The sequence below is a fragment of the Pseudomonas sp. J380 genome, assembly GCF_009827115.1.
GTDB classification, from domain to species: domain Bacteria; phylum Pseudomonadota; class Gammaproteobacteria; order Pseudomonadales; family Pseudomonadaceae; genus Aquipseudomonas; species Aquipseudomonas paracarnis.
This window is the reverse complement of record NZ_CP043060.1, coordinates 3,692,630-3,710,769: the sequence shown is the minus strand read 5'-3', so window position 1 is coordinate 3,710,769 and position 18,140 is coordinate 3,692,630. Positions and strand designations below refer to the sequence as shown.

Sequence of the window (18,140 nt, the reverse complement as noted above, 5' to 3'; positions counted from 1 at the left end):
TAAGTTAGCCGCTCACGCAGCAGGAGAGAGCGCTGAAATGAATGCCGATGTCCACCTGATGAACACGCGTACGTTCCACCCTTTGCGTGTCGACGCAGACGCCATCCATGCGTTGGCCCTTTGGTTGAAGGCGAACGGCTCGCCACAGGTCAGGCAATTGCCTGATTTGCGCAGCGTGATGAGTGAGCGCTACCCGGTTGGGTTGTTCACGGAGGACGAAGTGCAGGCGTTGTGCGAGTTGATGAGCAACTAAAGAACACACCTGAAACCGACTGTGGGAGCTGGCTTGCCTGCGATGGCGGTGGTTCAGTTGAAGATTGGGGGACTGGCACACCGCTTTCGCGGGCAAGCCCGCTCCCACAGGGATCTGCGCCAGGCGCTGATGTTGTGGGCAATACCTAACCAGTGTGGGAGCTGGCTTGCCTGCGATGGCGGTGGTTCAGTTGAAGATTGGCTGACTGGCACACCGCTATCGCGAGCAAGCCCGCTCCCACAGGGATCTGCGCCAGGCGCTGATGTTGTGGGCAATGCCTAACCAGTGTGGGAACAGGCTTTGGTTCCCATGAGGTGTGTCAGAAGCTGTAGGTACCGGTGACCACCAGGCTTCGCGGCTCGCCTGGTTGAATCTGCGCCGCACTGGTCGCCGAGGCGTAGTAGTTTTTATCAGCGATATTGTTCAGTGCTGCCCGCACGTCCCATTCTTTCTGACGGAACCCGGCCAGCGCGTCCCAGCGACCATAACCAGGCAACACCACGGTGTTGAGGTTGTCGGCGTAACGATCGCCCACCAGGGTCAAACCGGTTTCCGCGTACCAGCCCATCTCCGGCTTCCAGGTGATGAACAGGCTGGCGTTGCGCTTGGCCACGTCGCTGATCCGTTTGCCCTCAAAGCCGTTGTTGTCCTTCTCGACCTTGGCATCCTGCAGGCCTACGCCGCCGCGCACATACCAGTTGTCGAAGATCTTGCCGGTGGCGGTCAGCTCCACGCCGCGTGAGCGTTGTTCGCCGGTGAGCAGGGTAATGGTACGGTCCAGCGGGTCGCTGGTGCGGCGGTTGTAGAGTTCCAGCTCGTACACAGCCAGGGTGGTGCTCAGGCGCTCATCGAACCAGTCGCTCTTCACGCCGACTTCTTTTTGCTTGGTCAACTCCGGGCTCAGGTCGTTGACGTTGCCGGTGGCGTTCGGCGTGATGCCGATCAGGCCGCCGCCGGCTGGTGTGAAGGTCTTGCTCCACGAAGCATAGAACGAGTGGTGTTCCAGGGGCGTCCACACCAGGCCGACGCGCGGGCTGGTGCTGTGGCTTTTCACGTTCTGTTGGATGTCGAGCAGCTTGTTGGTGGTGTCCACTTCGAAACGGTCGTAACGCAGCCCGCCCAGCAGTTGCCACTGGTCGTTCAGGCGCAGTTGGTCCTGCACATACAGGGCGCGGCTTTCGACTTCGGTGTGGTTGTTACTCGACAGTCGCATGCTCCCGGTGTGGCTCAGGCGACGATTGGGTTGGTTGAGGTCCAGGCTCGGCACTGTTCTGCCATCCCGAGCGGAGTACAGCTTCGGATCGCGGCGCTGGCTGCCCAGCTCAATACCGGTGAGCAGGCGGTGTTCCAGGCCGAAGGTGTCGAAACCGCCTTCCAGCTCCAGGTTGTTGAACACGTTGCGGGTGGTCAGGTCCTGCTGCCAGTGTTGGCGGGTGACGCTGTTGGTTTTCGGCTCATAGCCGGTCTGGTAGGTATTGTCGAAATCACTGTCGAGCTTGAACACGCCGAGGGTGTGGCGCAGTTGCCAGTCGGCGTTGAGCTCGTAGGCGAGTTTGGAACGCAGGGACTGGGATTTATCGTCGATGTAATCGCCGTGATCAAAGTAAGTGGTGCTGCGGCTCACATCCGCCGGGCGCCCGTTGACGCCCGGAATGCCACGGTCTGGGGTGCGGTTGTAACGGCTGTATTCGTATTGCACCAGCCAGTTCAGCTCTGGAGTGAGCTGCCAGCTCATTGACGGCGCGAACAACTGGCGGTTGCCGCTGACGCCATCGCGAAAGCTGTTGTTGTCCTGGTTGCCCATGTTCAGGCGCAGGCTGATGTTATCGGTGGGGTCGGTACTCAGGTCGGCATACAGGCTGCGCAGATCGTTGCTGCCGCCTTGGGCTTCGATGCTGGACTTTTGCCCTGGGCTTGGCAGTTTGCTCACCCGGTTGACGATCCCGCCCTGGCCGCCTCGCCCGTAAAGCACGGCGGCCGGTCCCTTGAGCACTTCGATACGCTCGATGTTATGCAGGTCACGTACGTACTGGCTGTCGTCGCGAATGCCATCCAGATAGAAGTCATTGCTGGCGTCGAAGCCGCGTATGCGCAGGCTGTCGAAGCGTGTATCGGCGCCGCTGCTGACGTTGGGGATACCGCTCAATGCCTGGCCCAGGTCGTTGGTGCCATAGGAGCGCAGGCTTTCGGTTTTGACTGAGTCGATCGCCTGGGGCACATAGCGAACAGCCGTCGCGGTGCGTGTGGCCGTGCTGGTCTCTTTGACCCGTGGGTCGTCTTCGTCTGCTTCCACGCTGATCGAGGTTTCGGGCAGGACCGTGGCCGCACCGGCAAAACCAGCAGACAGCAGGACAGAGAGCCCAAGGGAGAGGGGCGTCAGGCGAGGGGCAGGCATGGGAGTGTATCCAAATGATGTGGCAGGAAAATTGTGCGCGAATGGTAATGCTTTGCATTTGCGCGCGTTATCTATTCCCTAACGCATTGCATGCGGATTTGTTACTTAATGTGTTTACAAGGGCTGATCAAGGTGTTTTCAAGGCTTTCATCCCGCCGCTTTAGCCCGCTGCTTAGACGAATATCGCCTAAATACAGACGATTCACGAAATTGACACATAGTTCAACGCCCGCATAGGATTGCGCCCAACGCCTGTGGCTAACCACCATGACTAAATCCAATAAAAAAAGGCCCGCGGCAGTTCAGTCGTCCGCGGGCCTTCTTTTTGCTGGCAAGGTCGACACCAGAAAAGCAACAGGAGCCTGGTGTCACAGCGCGTACTCAACCCGTAATAAGGAATATAAGAAAATGTTGAAGCAACGGATGAGTCTGATCGCTCTGGGGATTTTGAGCGCATCGACAGCAATGGCAAACGACCAGGAGCAATCCAAGGGTTTCGTTGAAGACAGCCACCTGAACATCGCAGCACGTAACGCCTACATCAGCCGTGACTACAAAAACGGCAAGCAGGACAAAGCTGAATGGGGCCAAGGCTTCATCGGCAAGTTCGAGTCCGGCTTCACCCAAGGCACCGTCGGTGTGGGTGTGGATGTGATTGGCCAATACGCTATCCGCCTGGATGGTGGTAAAGGTCGCAGTGGCGCTGGCGGTATCGACTTCTTCAAGCAAGGTGACAGCGGAGAAGCCGCCAACGACCTGGCCAAAGGCGGCGCAGCCGTCAAGGCGCGTATCTCCAACACCGTGATCAAATACGGTCAGCAGATGCCAGCCGTGCCGGTCCTGCAATACGACAACTCGCGTCTGCTATCGGAAACCTACGAGGGCACCTCGATCGTTTCCAAAGAGATCGCCGGCCTGCAACTGGATGCTGGTCACTTCACCAAGGAAGCTCGCAAGAGCGCCGAGGGCAGCGACAGCGGCCGCTTGAAGAGCATCAACTACATCGGTGGTAGCTACAAATTCACCGAAAGCCTGTCGGCTGCTTTGTACGCCTCCGACATGCAGGACGTGCTGAAGAAGCAATACGTCAACGTCAACTACGTGCTGGCCCTGCCAGAACAACAGTCGCTGACATTTGACTTCAACGGCTACAAAACCAAGCTGGACCGCAGCTTCGCCCTGGAAAACCAAGGTGATGCGGACGCTCGCGACAACAAGATCTGGAGCCTGGGCGCTACCTGGGCCGTTGGCGCGCACAGCTTCACCCTCGCTCACCAGCGCAGCACCGGTGACACCGGCTACCTGTACGGTGGCTACCGCAACGCTGGCGGCATTGGCGACGGCGGCAATACCATCCTGCTGGCCAACTCCTACTGGTCCGACTTCAACGGCAAGGACGAGCGCTCCTGGCAAGCAGGTTATGGCATCGACTTCGCCACCTTCGGCGTACCGGGCCTGACCTACAACATTGCCTACGTGCGCGGCACCAACATCGACGACGGCACTGGCCGTGGCGATGGCACCGAGCGTGAAATCTGGAACCAGTTCAAGTACGTGGTACAGAGCGGCCCAGCCAAAGACCTGAGCCTGCGTGCCCGTGCCTCGTGGTTGCGCGTTTCCAACAACGCCAGCAACTACAACGTAGGCGGTAACGAAATCCGTCTGTTCGCCGACTACCCGATCAACGTTTTCTAATTGATCGAATGTCGTGCCTGATGCCAGGCGATAAAAAACCCCGACTGGTTCGGGGTTTTTTATTGTCCGCTCGCGGGGGCGTCAGGCTTTGACCGGTGCGAGCTTTTTGCAGTTCTCTTTGCGCGTCGGGTACTGCTCGCATTTGCGCAGTACGCTTTGCACCTGCTGCGCATTCTGCAGTTGCTGGTTGGCCAACAGCTTCTCGGTAATAAACAGTTCTTCCGAGCCCAGGTTGCGTTCCGCCTTGTCGATCATCGCCAGGGCCGATTGCCCGTCACCGCGCTTGAGGTGGTAGCTGATCATCAAGTCATAGGTGGAAGGCCCTGCCAGGGACCAGTCCTTGATCGCCTGCAACTCTTTCACCGCTTCGCTGTTTTTGCCTTGGGCCAGGCGCACGGTATAGGCGGTGCGCCGAATGCTCGGCTGGTCTTTTACCGGCGAGGCCAGAGCCTTGCGGATGAAAGCGTCAGCCTGCGGCACCTTGTTTTTCTCCAGGGCATCAATTGCGAAGTACGCGTCTTTATAGCCCTGCAAAGCCTTCGCCACCTGGGGCGTATTCTTCATTTTCGACCAGCTTTGCGGGTTGACCCGGGCGCGGCGTTCCTGGCGATACTCGCGTTGCAAGTACTGGCGCAGCTCGGTGTCGCGGTCCATCGCCGACATATGTGAGCGGTTGAAGTATTGGCTGGTCGCGGTGATGCCGGTGGTCAAGCCATCCTTGACCAGCACGTCCAGCTCTTTGGTGAATTGGTTGAGATTGAACTGCTGCAGCGAATCCTGCATGGCATTCTTGCGCGCCGTGAGGAACCCCGTGAGCAAGGGCTTCTGCTTGCCCTGGAAGTCGTTGAGGCGCTCCAGACTATGGGTGGCGGCTCGCGGCGCGTAACCGGCACGGATCATCAAGTCGGTGCCCAGCAAGTCGGCCTGGTCTTCCTGGCTGCGGCCCCAGGCGGTGCTCCATACCTGATCGGAAAAGGTATTGGCCAGAGCGGTGTACAGCACGGTGTTGCCGATGGTCTTCTGGGTGCCGGCTGGGTCTTTACTGAACAGTTTCATCGTACCGGAGCTGCGGTCCACGCCCGTATCGGCAGCCATGGTGGCCAAGGCGACCGTGGAGGCGACGGTGGTGAACATGTCTTTCTGTTGCTGGAAAGCGGCCATGCGGTCATGGTGATGCAGCAATACGTGGCTCATTTCATGGCCCAGCATCGCGGCGATTTCGTCTTCGCTGGCGACGTTGTCCAGCATGCCCAGCGGCACGAACAGGTTGCCGTAGGGGTCTGCCGACGGCCCGAAGCCATAGCTGTCGGTGATCTTCACCTGCAGCGGCGGCAACTCCCCCGGCCAGCCCTTGGACAAGCGCGTGACGATGCCCTGCAAGTAGCCTTGCAGCATCGGGATATCCACCAGGTTCTGCTGGCGCGCTTCAGCGGCCGGTACCGCACGCCCGTCGTAGCTCAAACGCTGCTGGCTCTGGCGCTGTGGGTCGAGCTTGTAATACTGGCGTACGTCGCTGTTATCCACGTAATGGCCCTGAACCCGGGACTGGGTCGAGGGCCCCACCAGGTTCATAAACGCCTGGTCTGCGCCTTTCATGGTGGCGCAACCACTGAGCACCGAACTGGCCAACAGGCTGGCTGCTACTAGATATCCCTTCACCGCAACGCTCCTTTTATTGATTGCAGCCGGCACCAAAACCGATGGTGGAGTTGTTGCGGCTGTCCTTGGCCTGGCTTTTGGTCAGGCCCTGGCAGGGCAGGTCGACGACGTTCAGCGGGGGCTCGATGCGCAAATCCATGGTGTCCAGCCACACCTTCTGGCCTGCCAGTTCTACCTGCACCAGGTCCAGTGCCTGGTTGTACTGCAATACCGGCAGGGGCTGGGTGGGCGCGTCCTTTTTCGCCAGCTCACGTTGTTGCTTGCCCTGCTCGTCCAGCACTGTCACCGGGTCGGCGAGGAACGCCTTGATACTGTGGGTTTCTGCCCAGGCGCCCTGGGTGAAGAGGGCGGCGAGCAAGACGATGAGGCTTCTGTTCATCCTTGGTTTCCTTGAGTCAGATAGCAGAGCGGTGCACTCAGCGATCGCGGTCGAAGAAGGCTTCGATCCGCTCGCTGAACAGCACCAACGACAGCAACACAATGCCCAGTACGTTGACCGGGGTGATGTCATTGAGGCTCAGCAACACACTGACCCCCGCCAACATCGACATCACCAACAGCCACGACGGGCACGGCGAGGTAAAGAACCAGATTTCCTGGCGCCGCCACCGGCTCCAGGTGCGATGGCCCGCCAGGCGACGTGCGTGCAGCGCCTTGAGCACGGCGATCAACGCCAGCAGCCCGAGCTCCAGCAGGTCCAGCCAATTGAACGGCAAGTGGGGGAAATTGGCAGGTTCATGGTCGTAGTCCATGCCCGCATTGATCAGGTTGTCCAGCGCCATGGCGTGCAGGTAAACGCCAGGGAGTTGGCCGTGTACCGGCGACTCCACCAGGTCCCCTGTAGACGCGATATTGGCGCCCACCAACACCAGGCGGTCGCGCAGTAAGTCGGCGACCAGTGCCTGGTCATCGGGGTCGCTGACCTCCAGGTCACTGGCCGACAACGTCAGCGTATAAGGGCAGCGCGCCTGGGCCGAGTCGTCGAGCTTCCAGAACACCGCCTGAAATAACTGCGCCACCCCGTCCAGCAAAAAATGCCGTGCCGGCGCGCAGTGGCGGATATCGGCAATACGTGCCTGTTCGGGCGCCAGCTTCAGCCCCCACTGCACCGCGATGGGCTGGCGCTGCGCAGCGGCTTGCACATCCACCGGCGGCTGCTTGCAGTGCTGCGTGGCACAGAACACTCGATACAGCGACAGGGCGGGAGTTTCCATCAGCCCTGCATGTGTGCGCATCGCCAGTGGATACTTGTCATCCACCCCTTCCCATACAACCAGCGCCGGCTGGCTCACCTGCATGAACGGCGCCAGCGTATTCGCCTGGCCCGCCTCTGCCCGAGTCAACCCAGTATTGGCCAGCCACAACGGGATGCGTTGGCGTTGATAACGCTCAAACACATTCGCCAGCAACTGGCTGCCCCGCGTCGGGTCGCCAAACGAGTGGTCGTGGCTATAAAGCAAATCCACAAACACCGCCTGGGGCTTGTACGCCAGCAAGCGCTTGAACAACTTGCTCTGCTCGCCATAGGGCATGGGCCACGAACTGTTATTGCGCATCAGGTAGGCATCATCGATCAACACCACCGCCACCCGCTGCTGCCCAAGGCTCGGGTAGTGACTGGCGAACATACGATTGAGCCACTGCGCCGACGCCTTGTCGCTGGAACTGGCCAGGCCGAAAGGATCAAGAATCGCCAGCAACACGATGATGACCGCCAGCCAATAGCGGCGGTATTTGAACAGCGGGGGTTTGGACAACATCCATGTCTCGATAAAAACGCAAGCAAGGCGGGGTTTTTAACGGAGTGGGGAGGGGGTGTCAATTGGAAAAGTGGCTATGTGCCATGTCGCTATGGGCGCATGGGTTGTCATTCGTAAAAAGCCCTGGCCTATCCAGGCCAGGGCTTTGCGCTGTGGGCGCCGGGCTTGCCCGCGATGAAATCAGCCCGCGTCCCGCACGAGTTCTTGTCGATGACTCGTCGCATCTCCCCTGAGCGCTCGCGGGAGTGGCACCGGGTTCTCTGACTCAGGCATGATGTGAACCTGAGCCAACGGAGAGGCGCTATGGGCAGTCACGATAACCCAGCGGTTTCACTGGCCCTTCGTTCGTATTCGGGCCAAGTCGAATTGCACGATCACGACTTTCATCAGCTCGTGCTGCCGCAGTCCGGCTCCATGGACATCGAAGTCGACGGTCGGGCCGGCAAGGTCGACTGGAGTCAGGGCGTGGTAATTCCTGCCGGTGCTCGCCATGCGTTTCTGGCGCAAAAAGCCAATATCTTTCTGGTACTCGACGTGCCGGCCACGACGTTCGGCGGGCCCAAGAATCTCGACCTGTCGACCAGACTCCAGGCCGACAAACGCTTTTTCCCAGTAGGCCCGGAAATCCGCCATTTACTTGAATACGCCAGCCGCAGCGCGCCCTTGCTGACCAGTTCACCTCAGGTGGCGGAGTCCTGGAGTACTTTGCTGCTGTCTTCGCTGACGCTGCCGCCCGGAATCATCCCTGAGCATGGTCAGTTCACCCTGGCACGGGCACTCGCTTACATCGAAAGCCATCTGGACAGCCGGCTTAGCGCCACCGAGATTGCACGGGTGGCAGGCACCAGCGAGCGGCAACTCTACGTGCTGTTCGCTCGCCATTTGAATAGCACGCCTTTTGCGCATATCGCCACCTTGCGTCTCAACCGTGCCATCGACTTGCTGTGCGAAACCGCGCTGTCGATCACCGAGATCGCCCACCGCGTCGGTTATGCCGATCAAAGTGCACTCACCCACGCCCTGAAAAAGAACCGCGACCTGACGCCGGCCACGGTGCGACGAAGTTCGCGGGTAAGGTGAATCCGGCAGGCCTGAACAAATCTTCAGCAGTGCTCATCAATACCCGCCCGGCCGGACCTTTCTATGATTGCCCCACCGACAAGGATAAATCAGACGGGGCGTAGATGACCGAAGTGACGCGCATTGCCAAAACACAGGTGTCTGTCAGAGCCGCAGCCTCGGCCACCGCCATCGGCGTGATCGCGGTGTTCCTGTGGTCATGCCTGGCGTTGCTGACCAGCCTCACCGAAGGCATTCCACCCTTCCAACTGCTGACCCTGAGTTTTGCCGTCGCGTTTGTAGCGAGCCTGTGCATCCTTGGCCGCAACGGCATGGCGGGGTTTCGCAGCTGGCGTCAGCCCTGGTCGGTATGGGCGGTCGGTTTTCTAGGGATATTCGCCTACCACGCGCTGTATTTTTTCGCCCTCAAGGCTGCCCCGGTTGCCGAGGCGAGCCTGATTGCCTACCTGTGGCCACTGTTGATTGTGCTGCTCTCGGCCTTCAGCGCGGGGGAACGGCTGCGCAAACGCCAGTTACTCGGCGCGCTGCTGGGGTTGGCCGGTACGGCGTTCATCATGCAACAGCGCGCCTCGGATGAAGCCGCCGCCATGCCGGTAGCCGGCTACCTGGCCGCCTTCGCCTGCGCGCTGGTCTGGTCGTCCTATTCGGTGATCAACCGCCGTTTCAGTGACGTGCCAAGCAGCATCATTGGTGGCATCTGTGGCCTCGTCGCAGTGGCCGGCCTGGTCTGCCATCTGGCGTTTGAAACCGCGGTCATTCCAAGCGCCGGGCAATGGGCGGCCATCGTCGGCCTTGGCCTGGGGCCGGTGGGCCTGGCGTTTTTCGCCTGGGACCACGCCACCAAGCACGGCAGCCTGGCGATGCTCGGCGCTCTCTCCTATCTGGCCCCCCTGATCTCGACCCTGCTGCTGGTGGCCATAGGGCAAAGCCATGCCAGCCCGATCCTGATTATTCCCACACTGCTGATTATCGTTGGCGCTGTTATCGCCACCTCGAAAACAGGCCAGCCCAACGCCGACATCACTGTTGTAAAGGAGCTTTGAGATGGACCTGATTGCCTCTGAAGGCGCCACAAGAATTGAACGCGACCTGCCACGGTTCAGCGTGGCGCCCACTCGTCCTGCGCTCCAGCATCTGGGACTACCGTCATTGAAGTCCAGCCGCAGCGGCATTCGCCGCCGCGCAAATGGCGAAGCGCCACGTGTGTTGCTGTTCGTGCCGCCTTACACGCGGCTGATTGAGCCGGTACCGCTGGGCAGCGCATTTGCCGACATCGGCATCGACACGTTCGAAGTAATGAAACGCGCCGGCACGCCCATTGGCCTGTTGCGCATCGCCACGGTGGCCAAGCGCGCCGGCTACGAGGTGCAGATCGTCGACGCGCCATTCGCCGGCTGGTCCCAGGAAAACACTCTGGTGAACGTCGATCAGGGCCATTTGGTCCGCTATGGCCTCACCGATGTGCAAATGCGCAAGATCATCGAAGATGCACAACCGGACATCGTCGGCATCCAGTGCAACTACACCGTGCAATGGGGCAATGCCCGGGCGCTGGCCGACCTGGTGAAATCCATCGATCCAAATTTGCTGCTGGTGACGGGCGGTGCCCATTCCAGCGGTGACTGGCAGAATGCCTTGCTGGACTCGCCTTTCGATTTCACCCTGATCAACGAAGCGGATCGCGCCTTCACGCTGCTGCTCGACGCGGTCACCCATGAAGGCGGCAATGTCGACGCGGTGCCGGGCATCGCCTATCGCAGCTACAGTGGCCAACTAGTTCGACCGACGCGCAAATCCAGCTACTTGAGCATTGTCCCGGCCCGGCAGGATCTGGATGAGCGGCTGGGCGTCATGCCGTTGCCGGATTTCAGTTTCCTGAACATGAACAACTACTTGCAGCCCTATCATTCCTCCGGTGCGCGGGTGCGCAAGACCGGCGCCTGGGCGCAGATCTTTTCCACCATAGGCTGCAACGTCAATTGCAACTTCTGCTATATCCCCAAAATCAACGGCCCCTGGCGGGCATTGGGGCTGGACTGGTTCGACCTGCATCTGGCGGATTTGGTCAAACAAGGCGTGACCGAAGTGTTGATCGAAGACGATCACTTGATGCATGACCCGCTGTACGCTATGGAGGTCGGCAAGCTGTTGAAGAAACACCATTTGCCGTGGGTCGAGGAAGGTGGGCTGAGCCTGTTCAATCTGGTGCTGCTGCACAAGGGCGAGCGATTTCTGGCGGAACTTGATGAGCAGGAACTCAAAAGCCCGCACTACCGCAACGTCATCGCTGCCATTCGCGGCGGTCTCACGGCGAAGACGTTTATCCGTTCAATCGCCGACAACGGTTGCTACAACATTTACCTTGCGGTGGAGAGCGCCAACGAAGAGAGCCTGGTGAACTCCAACAAGTCGCGTTTCAACGCGATTCAGCAGGCAACCTTTGAGATCATCCAGATGTTTACCGAGTGCGGAATTCAGGTGACGGGCGGCTTCATGCTCGGCTTCGTCAACCCGCCGGCCTCGGCTGCCGAACAGCCGTTCATCGAAAGCCTGGGGCAAATCGGTAATACCATTGATTATGCCGTCAGCCTTATGGGCGCAGGCATGGCCTACGCCAACCCGTTTATCGTGACCCCGATTCCGGGCACCGAGATGTGGGCATACCAACAGCAGTATGTGGTCCGTCACTACGACAATGGCTGGTCTCACGAAAAAGCCACCATGGCCACCGAGCAATGGAGTGCCGAGGACATCGAAAAAGCCCGTATGGAATTGCTGGTACGCGCCAATGGTGCTGATCGGGTGCGGGAAATGGTGCGGCGCGGAACGTGGCCAGTGGATGTCTGATTTTTTACACAGCCCTACTCGTTCAATGACTTCGAGCGAGTAGCCAAACAACCTCACACGTCAATTGAGCCATTTACACCATCAGCCTGCTTCTGACCGGTTTTTGACCTTCATCTATAGGTTGAATTTTCCTAAGCGAAGAGTGAGCAAATGCGCGGTCAGTAGCCAGTAATAGCGCGTCGATTCAGCGTGCTGGTTCACGTGACGGTTTAGAAACCATGCGAGATGCTTTCGCTGCCAGGTCCATGGATTATCTTTGTGCAAGCGATTAGAGATCTCCGCTTGAATGGTCTTTGCTTGGCGTAGGTGACGTTCGCGAATGGCATGCTAGCCGGTGAGAAGATCCGCCAGGAACAGCGCCATGTCGAATGTTTTGCTCGTGCTCGATCATCGTTATAAGCCGATACCACGTCGAGACGACCATGCCCCAGTTCGTCGCTGATTTGTGTGCAGGCCTGCTGATGAAGGATGGGCGGGCAGGGCGGACGATTGCCCGTGAAAATCGAGGTGGTTTTCGGCTGGTATCCATAAGATTTTGGCGGAATCCGACGGAATGTCAAAACGAAAAAACCCGCCAGAAGGCGGGTTTTTCGGGGGTTCCAGAGATTTTGAAAGCTTTCTTTGGAACCTTGTATGGTGCCGGCACCAGGAGTCGAACCCGGGACCTACTGATTACAAGTCAGTTGCTCTACCAACTGAGCTATACCGGCGTGTTAGGGCGACGATTATAGCGATTGGAAAGGTTCTGTAAACCCCTGAATTCTGACTATTTTTGCAAAGTCGGAGGTTTCTTGCGATTAGGCTGTCTTGGGCTCGTTTTCACAGGTTGCAAGCCTGTGGAAAAACACACGCTGAAAAGCCATTAAATTGACTATCTACCGTCCATCTAAAAAATCGAGCATAAAAACAGCAAAATAATGACACTTTCAATCCTTTGTCACAGAATGCCCCCAACAAGGGCGCCTATAAAAAGACCTGCGGCAAGTGCCCGCACTTGCTGACCTTCACGTCTTTAAGCTGCGTCGTGAGGAGCAGGCTATGAGCCTAAGCAAAGAAATTCTGGCGTTGTTTGGCAAAGACGTTACCCATGATGCCGACGGCATCAATGCAAGAATGCACTTTTTCGGCAGTGTTCCTGACGAAAGTATTTACCAACAGCCCCTCAATGCCCCGGAGCTGCGCCCTAAAATAGTGGCGTTGGTGTCTATCAATGGCGGTGTGGGCCGCAGCACGCTGGTCACGGCCTTGAGCAGTGGGTTGCAGCGCCTGGGCGAGTCGGTGGTGGCGCTGGACCTGGACCCGCAGAATGCCTTGCATCATCACTTTGGGGTCAGTTCCACCTTGCCCGGAATCGGCCGCACCAGTCTGGAGCATGGGCAATGGGCGCCCTTGCAGCAGTTGGGCTTTGCCGGTTGCCAGGTGATGACGTTCGGCGATATCGATATCCAGCAGCAGGAAAGCCTCGAGCGCTGGCTCAAGCAGGAGCCCGGTTGGCTGGCGCAGCGTCTTGGGTGCCTGGGGCTCAGCGAGCGGCACACGGTGATCATCGATACGCCCGCGGGTAATAACGTCTATTTCCATCAAGCGTTGAGCGTTGCCGATGTGGTGCTGGTCATCGTGCAGGCGGACGCTGCTTGCCTTGGGACCCTGGATCATCTGGACCTGCTGCTCGCTCCGCACCTTGAGGGCGAGCGCCCGCCGGTTGTGCAGGTGGTGATTAACCAGGTGGATGAGAGCAACCCCTTCAGCCTGGACATGGTCGAGGCGTTCAAGCATCGCTTGGGCAAAGAGCCGTTGGAAGTTCATCGCGATATGGCCATCAATGAGGCGTTGGCCTACTCATCCGACCCACTGGATAACGTGGCGAAACGGCTGGCCAGTGATGATATCAACGAGGTTTGCCTGTGGCTGAAGGCGCCAAAACAGACCGCATAAAGCGCCCGTTATTCGCGTGGCGCCAGATGCTTATGCACAATCGGTTGGTAACGGGTGTCACGAAACAGCCATTTTGTGCAGCAGTTCTCAGCACGCGGCAACTGCCTGTTTTGTGTGCACTTTATTTTGTGAACAAAAAATAACCAGGCCAGCTTTGGGTGTGAAGTGCCGATATCTAGGGCCTCTGCAAAGTATTCATCAACAGAGTTATCCACAGGGCGTTTGTAGGATTTTTTGCCCTTTATTCGCGCTCGGCCAGCACCATCAGGTTGCGAGGGGTCAACGATGGTTCGCAGAAGCTGCCGACCTCGACGTTGTAGCCCTGTTCCACCATGAACAGTGCCCGGTCCAATACCAACCACAGTTCCAATGGGCGTCGAAACAAGCCTCTCACTAACTCAAGGTTGCGCACCTCTGCCAGGCGTTGCCAGCCGTGGGCTTCCAGGGCTGGCCAGTTCTGCTCGCCTGTGGATAAGCCCTTGAGGCTTGCCAGTTCCTGGCAATAGTCGGCAAAGGGTTTATCCAGCCAACTGGCAGGCAGGGAAGGTGTTGGCAGGTAGTCGTCGCAGCCACGCAGTTGCCGTTGCAGTTGGTCAAAGCCCAGGCGGCGGGCCATGGATGTGTCCCGTTGTTGGCGTACACGGTTGCCGGCGGTGACGGTTTCGCTCAGTGGCAGGCCCAGGTCCTCAATCGACAGTTGCAGCAAGGAGGCACGCCCGGCGGCGGAGAGGGCTTGATAACGGTCGGCGGTGATGCGGTTGTAGCAGCAGGGCGCCAGGGCCAGTTGTTTGCAGCCGGCGGCGCTGGCCAGTTGCAGCAGGCGCACATGCAGGTCGCCGCAGGCATGCAGGGCGACCGGCGTGTGTTCGGGCTGGATCGCGACATCCGCCATCACGTCTTGCAGATGATGGATTGCGGGCAGGTCGTGGCGATCACTCAAGGCTTGGCCGGAGGCGATCAGGGCGGGGTCATATTCCAGGCAAGTCAACCGTTGGCCGGGTTGCAGCAGGCGGCGGCCTAGGTGGCCTTTGCCGGCGCACCAGTCCAGCCAGTGGGCAGGCGTTTGGGTAAAAGTCAGTGCGGCGCCGAAGGCTTCGATCTGTTGCCATTTGCGCCCTGGCACGTCGACATTCAAACGATGGCGAGCGGGCTCAAGGGTGTGCGTGGGGAACTTATCCACAGTAGCGAGGCGCAGCGCGTGAGCGGCCAGCTGTGGAAAAGGTGTGGGCGCGGGCAGGTCGTGGGGTTGGTTGTGACTGGCTTCAGCTTCGGCCAGCGAACGCTTGCGCAGCCACTGGGATAACTCGGGATGCTCGGTTTCCCAGGGCAACTGCAACTGAGTAAAGGGCCGTGGTCGCCACAGCCCTTGGTGTTCGGTCAGGAACGCATCCAGTGCCTGGAAGCGTGCCTCAACGTCCTTGGCATGCATCGACGCGCAGCCATTTTTCCAGCAGTTTGAAGCCGCGCACCAGCACGTAGGCCATCAGCAGGTAGAACAACCCTGCAGCGAAGAAAATCTCCACCGGCAGGTAAGTGCGAGCAATGATGGTGCGCGCCATGCCGGTCAGTTCCAGCAGGGTCACGGTACTGGCCAGGGCGCTGGCCTTGAGCATCAGGATCACTTCGTTGCTGTAGGCCGGCAGGCCGATGCGCGAGGCGCGTGGCAGGATAATGTAGAACAGCGTCTTGGGCTTGGACATGCCCAGGGCCCGCGCTGCTTCGATTTCGCCCGGCGGAATGGCCTGGATCGCACCGCGCAGGATCTCGGCAATGTAGGCGGCGGTGTGCAGGGTCATGGTGGCGGTGGCGCACCAGAACGGGTCTCGCAGGTACGGCCACATGAAGCTGTTGCGCACGGCGTCGAACTGCGCCAGGCCGTAATACACCAGGAACAACTGCACCAGCAGCGGCGTGCCACGGAAGAAGAAAATATAGCCGTAGGGCAGGGCGCTCACGTACCAGCGGCGCGAAGAGCGGGCGATGCCCAGAGGGATCGCCAGCAGCAGGCCGGCGATCACGGCGATTGCCACCAGCTCCAGGGTCAGGGTTGCGCCCTGGGCCAACTTCGGCAGCCACTTGATGATCACTGCCCAGTTCAGGCCCAGGTCAAAGTGCGATAGCCAGCTGTAGTCGCCGCTCATTGGGTGCTCCTTGCAAAGCCGCGGGCGGCGCGTTTTTCCAGGAAGTGCATGCTGGTCATCGCCAGTACGGTCAGGCCCAGGTACATGAAGGCGGCGACCATGAAGAAGGTGAAGGGTTGCTTGGTCACGGTCACGCCGATCTGCGCGTGGCGCATGATTTCTTCCAGGCCGATCACCGACACCAGCGCGGTGTCTTTCATCAGGATCATGAACAGGTTACCCAGGCCCGGCAGGGCGATGCGCCACATCTGCGGCATGATCAGCCGGGTGAAAATCCGAAACTTCGACAGCCCCAACGCCACACCGGCTTCGCGGTGGCCCTTGGGAATGGCGAGGATCGCGCCGCGGAACACTTCCGTTGCATAGGCGCCGAAGCACAGGCCCAGGGCGATGACGCCGGCGGCGAAGGCACTCAGCGACAGGTCGGGGTTGCCGAAGAACTCACCGAGCGCACGCATCAGGTTGACGGTGCCAAAGTAAATCAGCAGCACCCACAGTAATTCGGGAATACCGCGAACGATGGTCGAATACGCACCGCCCAGCCATTGCAGTGGCTTGTACGGGGAGGTCTTGGCCAAGGCGCCGGCAAGGCCGAGCACCAGCCCCAGGCACAGGGCCGTGAGCGCCAGTTTGACGGTCATCAGCGCGCCGGCGGCAAGGGCCGGGCCGAATCCGTAGAGATCGAAATTCATGGTGTTTTCATATCGCGGCAGGCATTGCTAAAAGCCAGCGCGCTCGCAGGAGCGCGCCGGGCAGGCCGTTCAGATCATTCGATGCTGAACGGGAAGTACTTGTCGTTGATCTTCTTGTAGGTGCCGTCTGCCTTGATCTCTGCCAGGGCTTTGTTCAGGCGCTCGCGCAGCGGGTCGCCTTTGCGTACGGCGATACCAATCTTGTCGCTTTCTACCACCGGGTCGCCTTTGAATTCATAGGCCGAACCGTCTTTGCTCTTGAGCCATTCGTACTGCACGTACTTGTCAGCCAGGATGCCGTCGAGGCGACCGGAGGTCAGGTCGAGGTAGGCGTTTTCCTGCGTGTCGTAGAGCTTGGCTTCGGTGTCCGGCAGCTTGTCTTCCAGGTAGGTACCGGCCAGCGTTGCGCGCTGTGCACCGATCACCTTGCCTTTGAGGTAAGTGGCGTCGGTCTTGAAGTCCGCAGTGGCTTTGGGCGCAATGAACTGCAGCTTGTTGGAGTAGTACGGGTCGGTGAAGTCAACCGCCTGCTTGCGCTCGTCGGTGATCGACAGCGAGGACACCAGGAAGTCGAACTTCTTGGCGTTCAGGGCAGGGATGATGCCGTCCCAGTCGGACACATACACTTCGCACTTCTCGACTTTCATCTTGGCGCACAGGGCGTCGCCGATGTCCTTGTCGAAGCCGACAACGTTGCCGCTGGCGTCTTTATTGTTGAACGGCGGGTAGGCCGCTTCGATCCCCATCTTCAAGGTTTCTGCCATGGCCGTGGCGCTGAATGCCATCGAGACGGCCGCGGCCAGAAGGAATTTCTTATAGGTCTGCATGCATGTTGCTCCGTTAGCGGTTGCTGGACATGAATTGTTTGCAGCGCGCCGAAAGCGGGTTTTCAAATACCTGCTGTGGCGATCCTTGCTCTTCGACCAGGCCCTGGTGCAAAAACACCACTTCGCTGGATACCTGGCGGGCGAAGCCCATTTCGTGGGTGACCAGCAGCATGGTGCGGCCTTCTTCGGCCAGCGCGCGGATCACATTAAGTACTTCCTGGACCATTTCCGGGTCAAGCGCCGACGTCGGTTCGTCGAACAGGATGACTTTAGGCTGCATCGCCAGGGTACGCGCAATCGCTGCGCGTTGTTGTTGGCCGCCAGAGAGTTGCGCAGGGTAGGCGTGGCGCTTGTCGGCGATACCAACCTTGGCCAACAGGGCCTCGGCCACTTCTATCGCTTCGGCCTTGCTCTGGCCGAGCACGCGCCGAGGAGCCTCGATGATGTTGTCGAGGATGCTCATGTGCGGCCACAGGTTAAAGTTTTGAAACACAAACCCGATTTCGCTGCGCAGGCGGTTGATCTGCTTGCCGTCGGCGGCCATCAGTTCGCCGTTTTTCGCGGCCTTTAGCTTGAGTTCTTCGCCGGCCACCAGGATCTGGCCCTGGTGCGGGTTTTCCAGCAGGTTGATGCAGCGCAGGAAGGTGGACTTGCCGGAACCGGAGGAACCCAGGATCGAGATCACATCGCCGTCGCGAGCGGTCAGCGAGATACCTTTGAGTACCTCAAGCTCACCATAGCGTTTATGCAAGTTGCGGATTTCAAGCGCGGGCGTGGCCTCGGCCATGTGCGGTCCTCATTGTGTTCGTTGCGATCTTCGCTGTTGGGCCGCCTTCCTGGCGAGGCGCCAAGCTAG

The 18,140-nt window shown here is 59.4% G+C and carries 15 protein-coding genes and 1 tRNA gene; 6 read left to right on the top strand and 10 right to left on the bottom strand.

Translation table 11 applies throughout. The annotated features are described in order from the left end of the window. Positions 1-37 precede the first annotated feature (37 nt). Positions 38-253, top strand: a complete 216-nt coding sequence (locus FXO12_RS16795) for a hypothetical protein (RefSeq protein WP_054922627.1) — start codon at positions 38-40, stop codon at positions 251-253. 319 nt (positions 254-572) lie between these two features. Here the strand turns inward: FXO12_RS16795 and FXO12_RS16790 are convergent, their stop codons facing one another. Beyond that, positions 573-2,648, bottom strand: a complete 2,076-nt coding sequence (locus tag FXO12_RS16790) for a TonB-dependent siderophore receptor (RefSeq protein ID WP_057975368.1) — start codon at positions 2,646-2,648, stop codon at positions 573-575. Positions 2,649-3,056: 408 nt separating this feature from the next. On the opposite strand from FXO12_RS16790, the gene FXO12_RS16785 reads away from it, so the two are divergent. Continuing rightward, positions 3,057-4,343, top strand: a complete 1,287-nt coding sequence (locus tag FXO12_RS16785; RefSeq protein WP_034125518.1) for an OprD family porin — start codon at positions 3,057-3,059, stop codon at positions 4,341-4,343. 81 nt (positions 4,344-4,424) lie between these two features. On the opposite strand, the gene FXO12_RS16780 is transcribed toward FXO12_RS16785, so the two are convergent. The 3 genes from FXO12_RS16780 to FXO12_RS16770 are packed head-to-tail and all read right to left on the bottom strand — an operon-like array spanning position 4,425 to position 7,762. Continuing rightward, positions 4,425-6,002 carry a M48 family metallopeptidase gene (locus tag FXO12_RS16780; RefSeq protein ID WP_057975369.1) on the bottom strand — a complete coding sequence of 526 codons (1,578 nt, stop codon included), beginning with the start codon at positions 6,000-6,002 and terminating at the stop codon, positions 4,425-4,427. A gap of 13 nt (positions 6,003-6,015) precedes the next feature. Beyond that, positions 6,016-6,381: a hypothetical protein gene (locus FXO12_RS16775; protein WP_014716500.1), complete on the bottom strand. Its 366-nt coding sequence runs from the start codon at positions 6,379-6,381 to the stop codon at positions 6,016-6,018. Between the two features lie 37 nt (positions 6,382-6,418). Continuing rightward, complete coding sequence (locus FXO12_RS16770) at positions 6,419-7,762, bottom strand: CHASE2 domain-containing protein (protein ID WP_057975370.1); 1,344 nt, start codon at positions 7,760-7,762, stop codon at positions 6,419-6,421. Positions 7,763-8,065: 303 nt separating this feature from the next. Here FXO12_RS16770 and FXO12_RS16765 point away from each other — a divergent pair, with 303 nt between their 5' ends. From FXO12_RS16765 to FXO12_RS16755, 3 genes are all read left to right on the top strand, one after another. Beyond that, entirely contained in the window at positions 8,066-8,842 is a 777-nt protein-coding gene (locus tag FXO12_RS16765; protein ID WP_054896634.1) for an AraC family transcriptional regulator, read from the top strand. 104 nt (positions 8,843-8,946) lie between these two features. Continuing rightward, the gene (locus FXO12_RS16760) at positions 8,947-9,885 is read left to right on the top strand and encodes a DMT family transporter (protein WP_034125522.1); all 939 of its coding nucleotides are present in this window, start codon (positions 8,947-8,949) and stop codon (positions 9,883-9,885) included. Position 9,886: 1 nt separating this feature from the next. Continuing rightward, positions 9,887-11,689, top strand: a complete 1,803-nt coding sequence (locus tag FXO12_RS16755) for a B12-binding domain-containing radical SAM protein (RefSeq protein ID WP_057975371.1) — start codon at positions 9,887-9,889, stop codon at positions 11,687-11,689. 634 nt (positions 11,690-12,323) lie between these two features. Here FXO12_RS16755 and FXO12_RS16750 read toward each other — a convergent pair. After that, positions 12,324-12,399, bottom strand: a tRNA-Thr gene (locus FXO12_RS16750). A 328-nt stretch (positions 12,400-12,727) separates the two neighbouring features. On the opposite strand from FXO12_RS16750, the gene bcsQ reads away from it, so the two are divergent. Further along, the gene (gene bcsQ, locus FXO12_RS16745) at positions 12,728-13,624 is read left to right on the top strand and encodes a cellulose biosynthesis protein BcsQ (protein WP_054896622.1); all 897 of its coding nucleotides are present in this window, start codon (positions 12,728-12,730) and stop codon (positions 13,622-13,624) included. A gap of 241 nt (positions 13,625-13,865) precedes the next feature. Here the strand turns inward: bcsQ and FXO12_RS16740 are convergent, their stop codons facing one another. The 5 genes from FXO12_RS16740 to FXO12_RS16720 form a co-directional block, all read right to left on the bottom strand. Further along, positions 13,866-15,053, bottom strand: a complete 1,188-nt coding sequence (locus FXO12_RS16740) for a methyltransferase (protein ID WP_054919527.1) — start codon at positions 15,051-15,053, stop codon at positions 13,866-13,868. After that, on the bottom strand, positions 15,034-15,723 hold the full coding sequence (locus tag FXO12_RS16735; RefSeq protein ID WP_032803763.1) for an ABC transporter permease: 690 nt from the start codon (positions 15,721-15,723) through the stop codon (positions 15,034-15,036). The genes FXO12_RS16740 and FXO12_RS16735 overlap by 20 nt, the downstream gene beginning before the upstream one ends. A 38-nt stretch (positions 15,724-15,761) precedes the next feature. After that, positions 15,762-16,457 carry an ABC transporter permease gene (locus tag FXO12_RS16730; protein ID WP_005783890.1) on the bottom strand — a complete coding sequence of 232 codons (696 nt, stop codon included), beginning with the start codon at positions 16,455-16,457 and terminating at the stop codon, positions 15,762-15,764. A gap of 74 nt (positions 16,458-16,531) precedes the next feature. After that, a complete protein-coding gene (locus FXO12_RS16725; protein ID WP_014716503.1) occupies positions 16,532-17,284 on the bottom strand; it encodes an ABC transporter substrate-binding protein in 753 nt (250 codons plus the stop codon). Between the two features lie 13 nt (positions 17,285-17,297). Next, positions 17,298-18,071 (bottom strand): ABC transporter ATP-binding protein, encoded by a 774-nt coding sequence (locus tag FXO12_RS16720; RefSeq protein ID WP_010213906.1) that lies wholly within the window; start codon positions 18,069-18,071, stop codon positions 17,298-17,300. Between the last annotated feature and the right edge of the window lie 69 nt (positions 18,072-18,140).

What these genes read in the sequence shown, in the direction of transcription:
- FXO12_RS16795 (WP_054922627.1), top strand. Translation starts at nt 38, where the DNA reads ATGAATGCCGATGTCCACCTGATGAACACGCGTACGTTCCACCCTTTG.
- FXO12_RS16790 (WP_057975368.1), bottom strand. Translation starts at nt 2,648, where the DNA reads ATGCCTGCCCCTCGCCTGACGCCCCTCTCCCTTGGGCTCTCTGTCCTG.
- FXO12_RS16785 (WP_034125518.1), top strand. Translation starts at nt 3,057, where the DNA reads ATGTTGAAGCAACGGATGAGTCTGATCGCTCTGGGGATTTTGAGCGCA.
- FXO12_RS16775 (WP_014716500.1), bottom strand. Translation starts at nt 6,381, where the DNA reads ATGAACAGAAGCCTCATCGTCTTGCTCGCCGCCCTCTTCACCCAGGGC.
- FXO12_RS16770 (WP_057975370.1), bottom strand. Translation starts at nt 7,762, where the DNA reads ATGTTGTCCAAACCCCCGCTGTTCAAATACCGCCGCTATTGGCTGGCG.
- FXO12_RS16765 (WP_054896634.1), top strand. Translation starts at nt 8,066, where the DNA reads ATGGGCAGTCACGATAACCCAGCGGTTTCACTGGCCCTTCGTTCGTAT.
- FXO12_RS16760 (WP_034125522.1), top strand. Translation starts at nt 8,947, where the DNA reads ATGACCGAAGTGACGCGCATTGCCAAAACACAGGTGTCTGTCAGAGCC.
- FXO12_RS16755 (WP_057975371.1), top strand. Translation starts at nt 9,887, where the DNA reads ATGGACCTGATTGCCTCTGAAGGCGCCACAAGAATTGAACGCGACCTG.
- bcsQ (WP_054896622.1), top strand. Translation starts at nt 12,728, where the DNA reads ATGAGCCTAAGCAAAGAAATTCTGGCGTTGTTTGGCAAAGACGTTACC.
- FXO12_RS16740 (WP_054919527.1), bottom strand. Translation starts at nt 15,053, where the DNA reads ATGCATGCCAAGGACGTTGAGGCACGCTTCCAGGCACTGGATGCGTTC.
- FXO12_RS16730 (WP_005783890.1), bottom strand. Translation starts at nt 16,457, where the DNA reads ATGAATTTCGATCTCTACGGATTCGGCCCGGCCCTTGCCGCCGGCGCG.
- FXO12_RS16725 (WP_014716503.1), bottom strand. Translation starts at nt 17,284, where the DNA reads ATGCAGACCTATAAGAAATTCCTTCTGGCCGCGGCCGTCTCGATGGCA.
- FXO12_RS16720 (WP_010213906.1), bottom strand. Translation starts at nt 18,071, where the DNA reads ATGGCCGAGGCCACGCCCGCGCTTGAAATCCGCAACTTGCATAAACGC.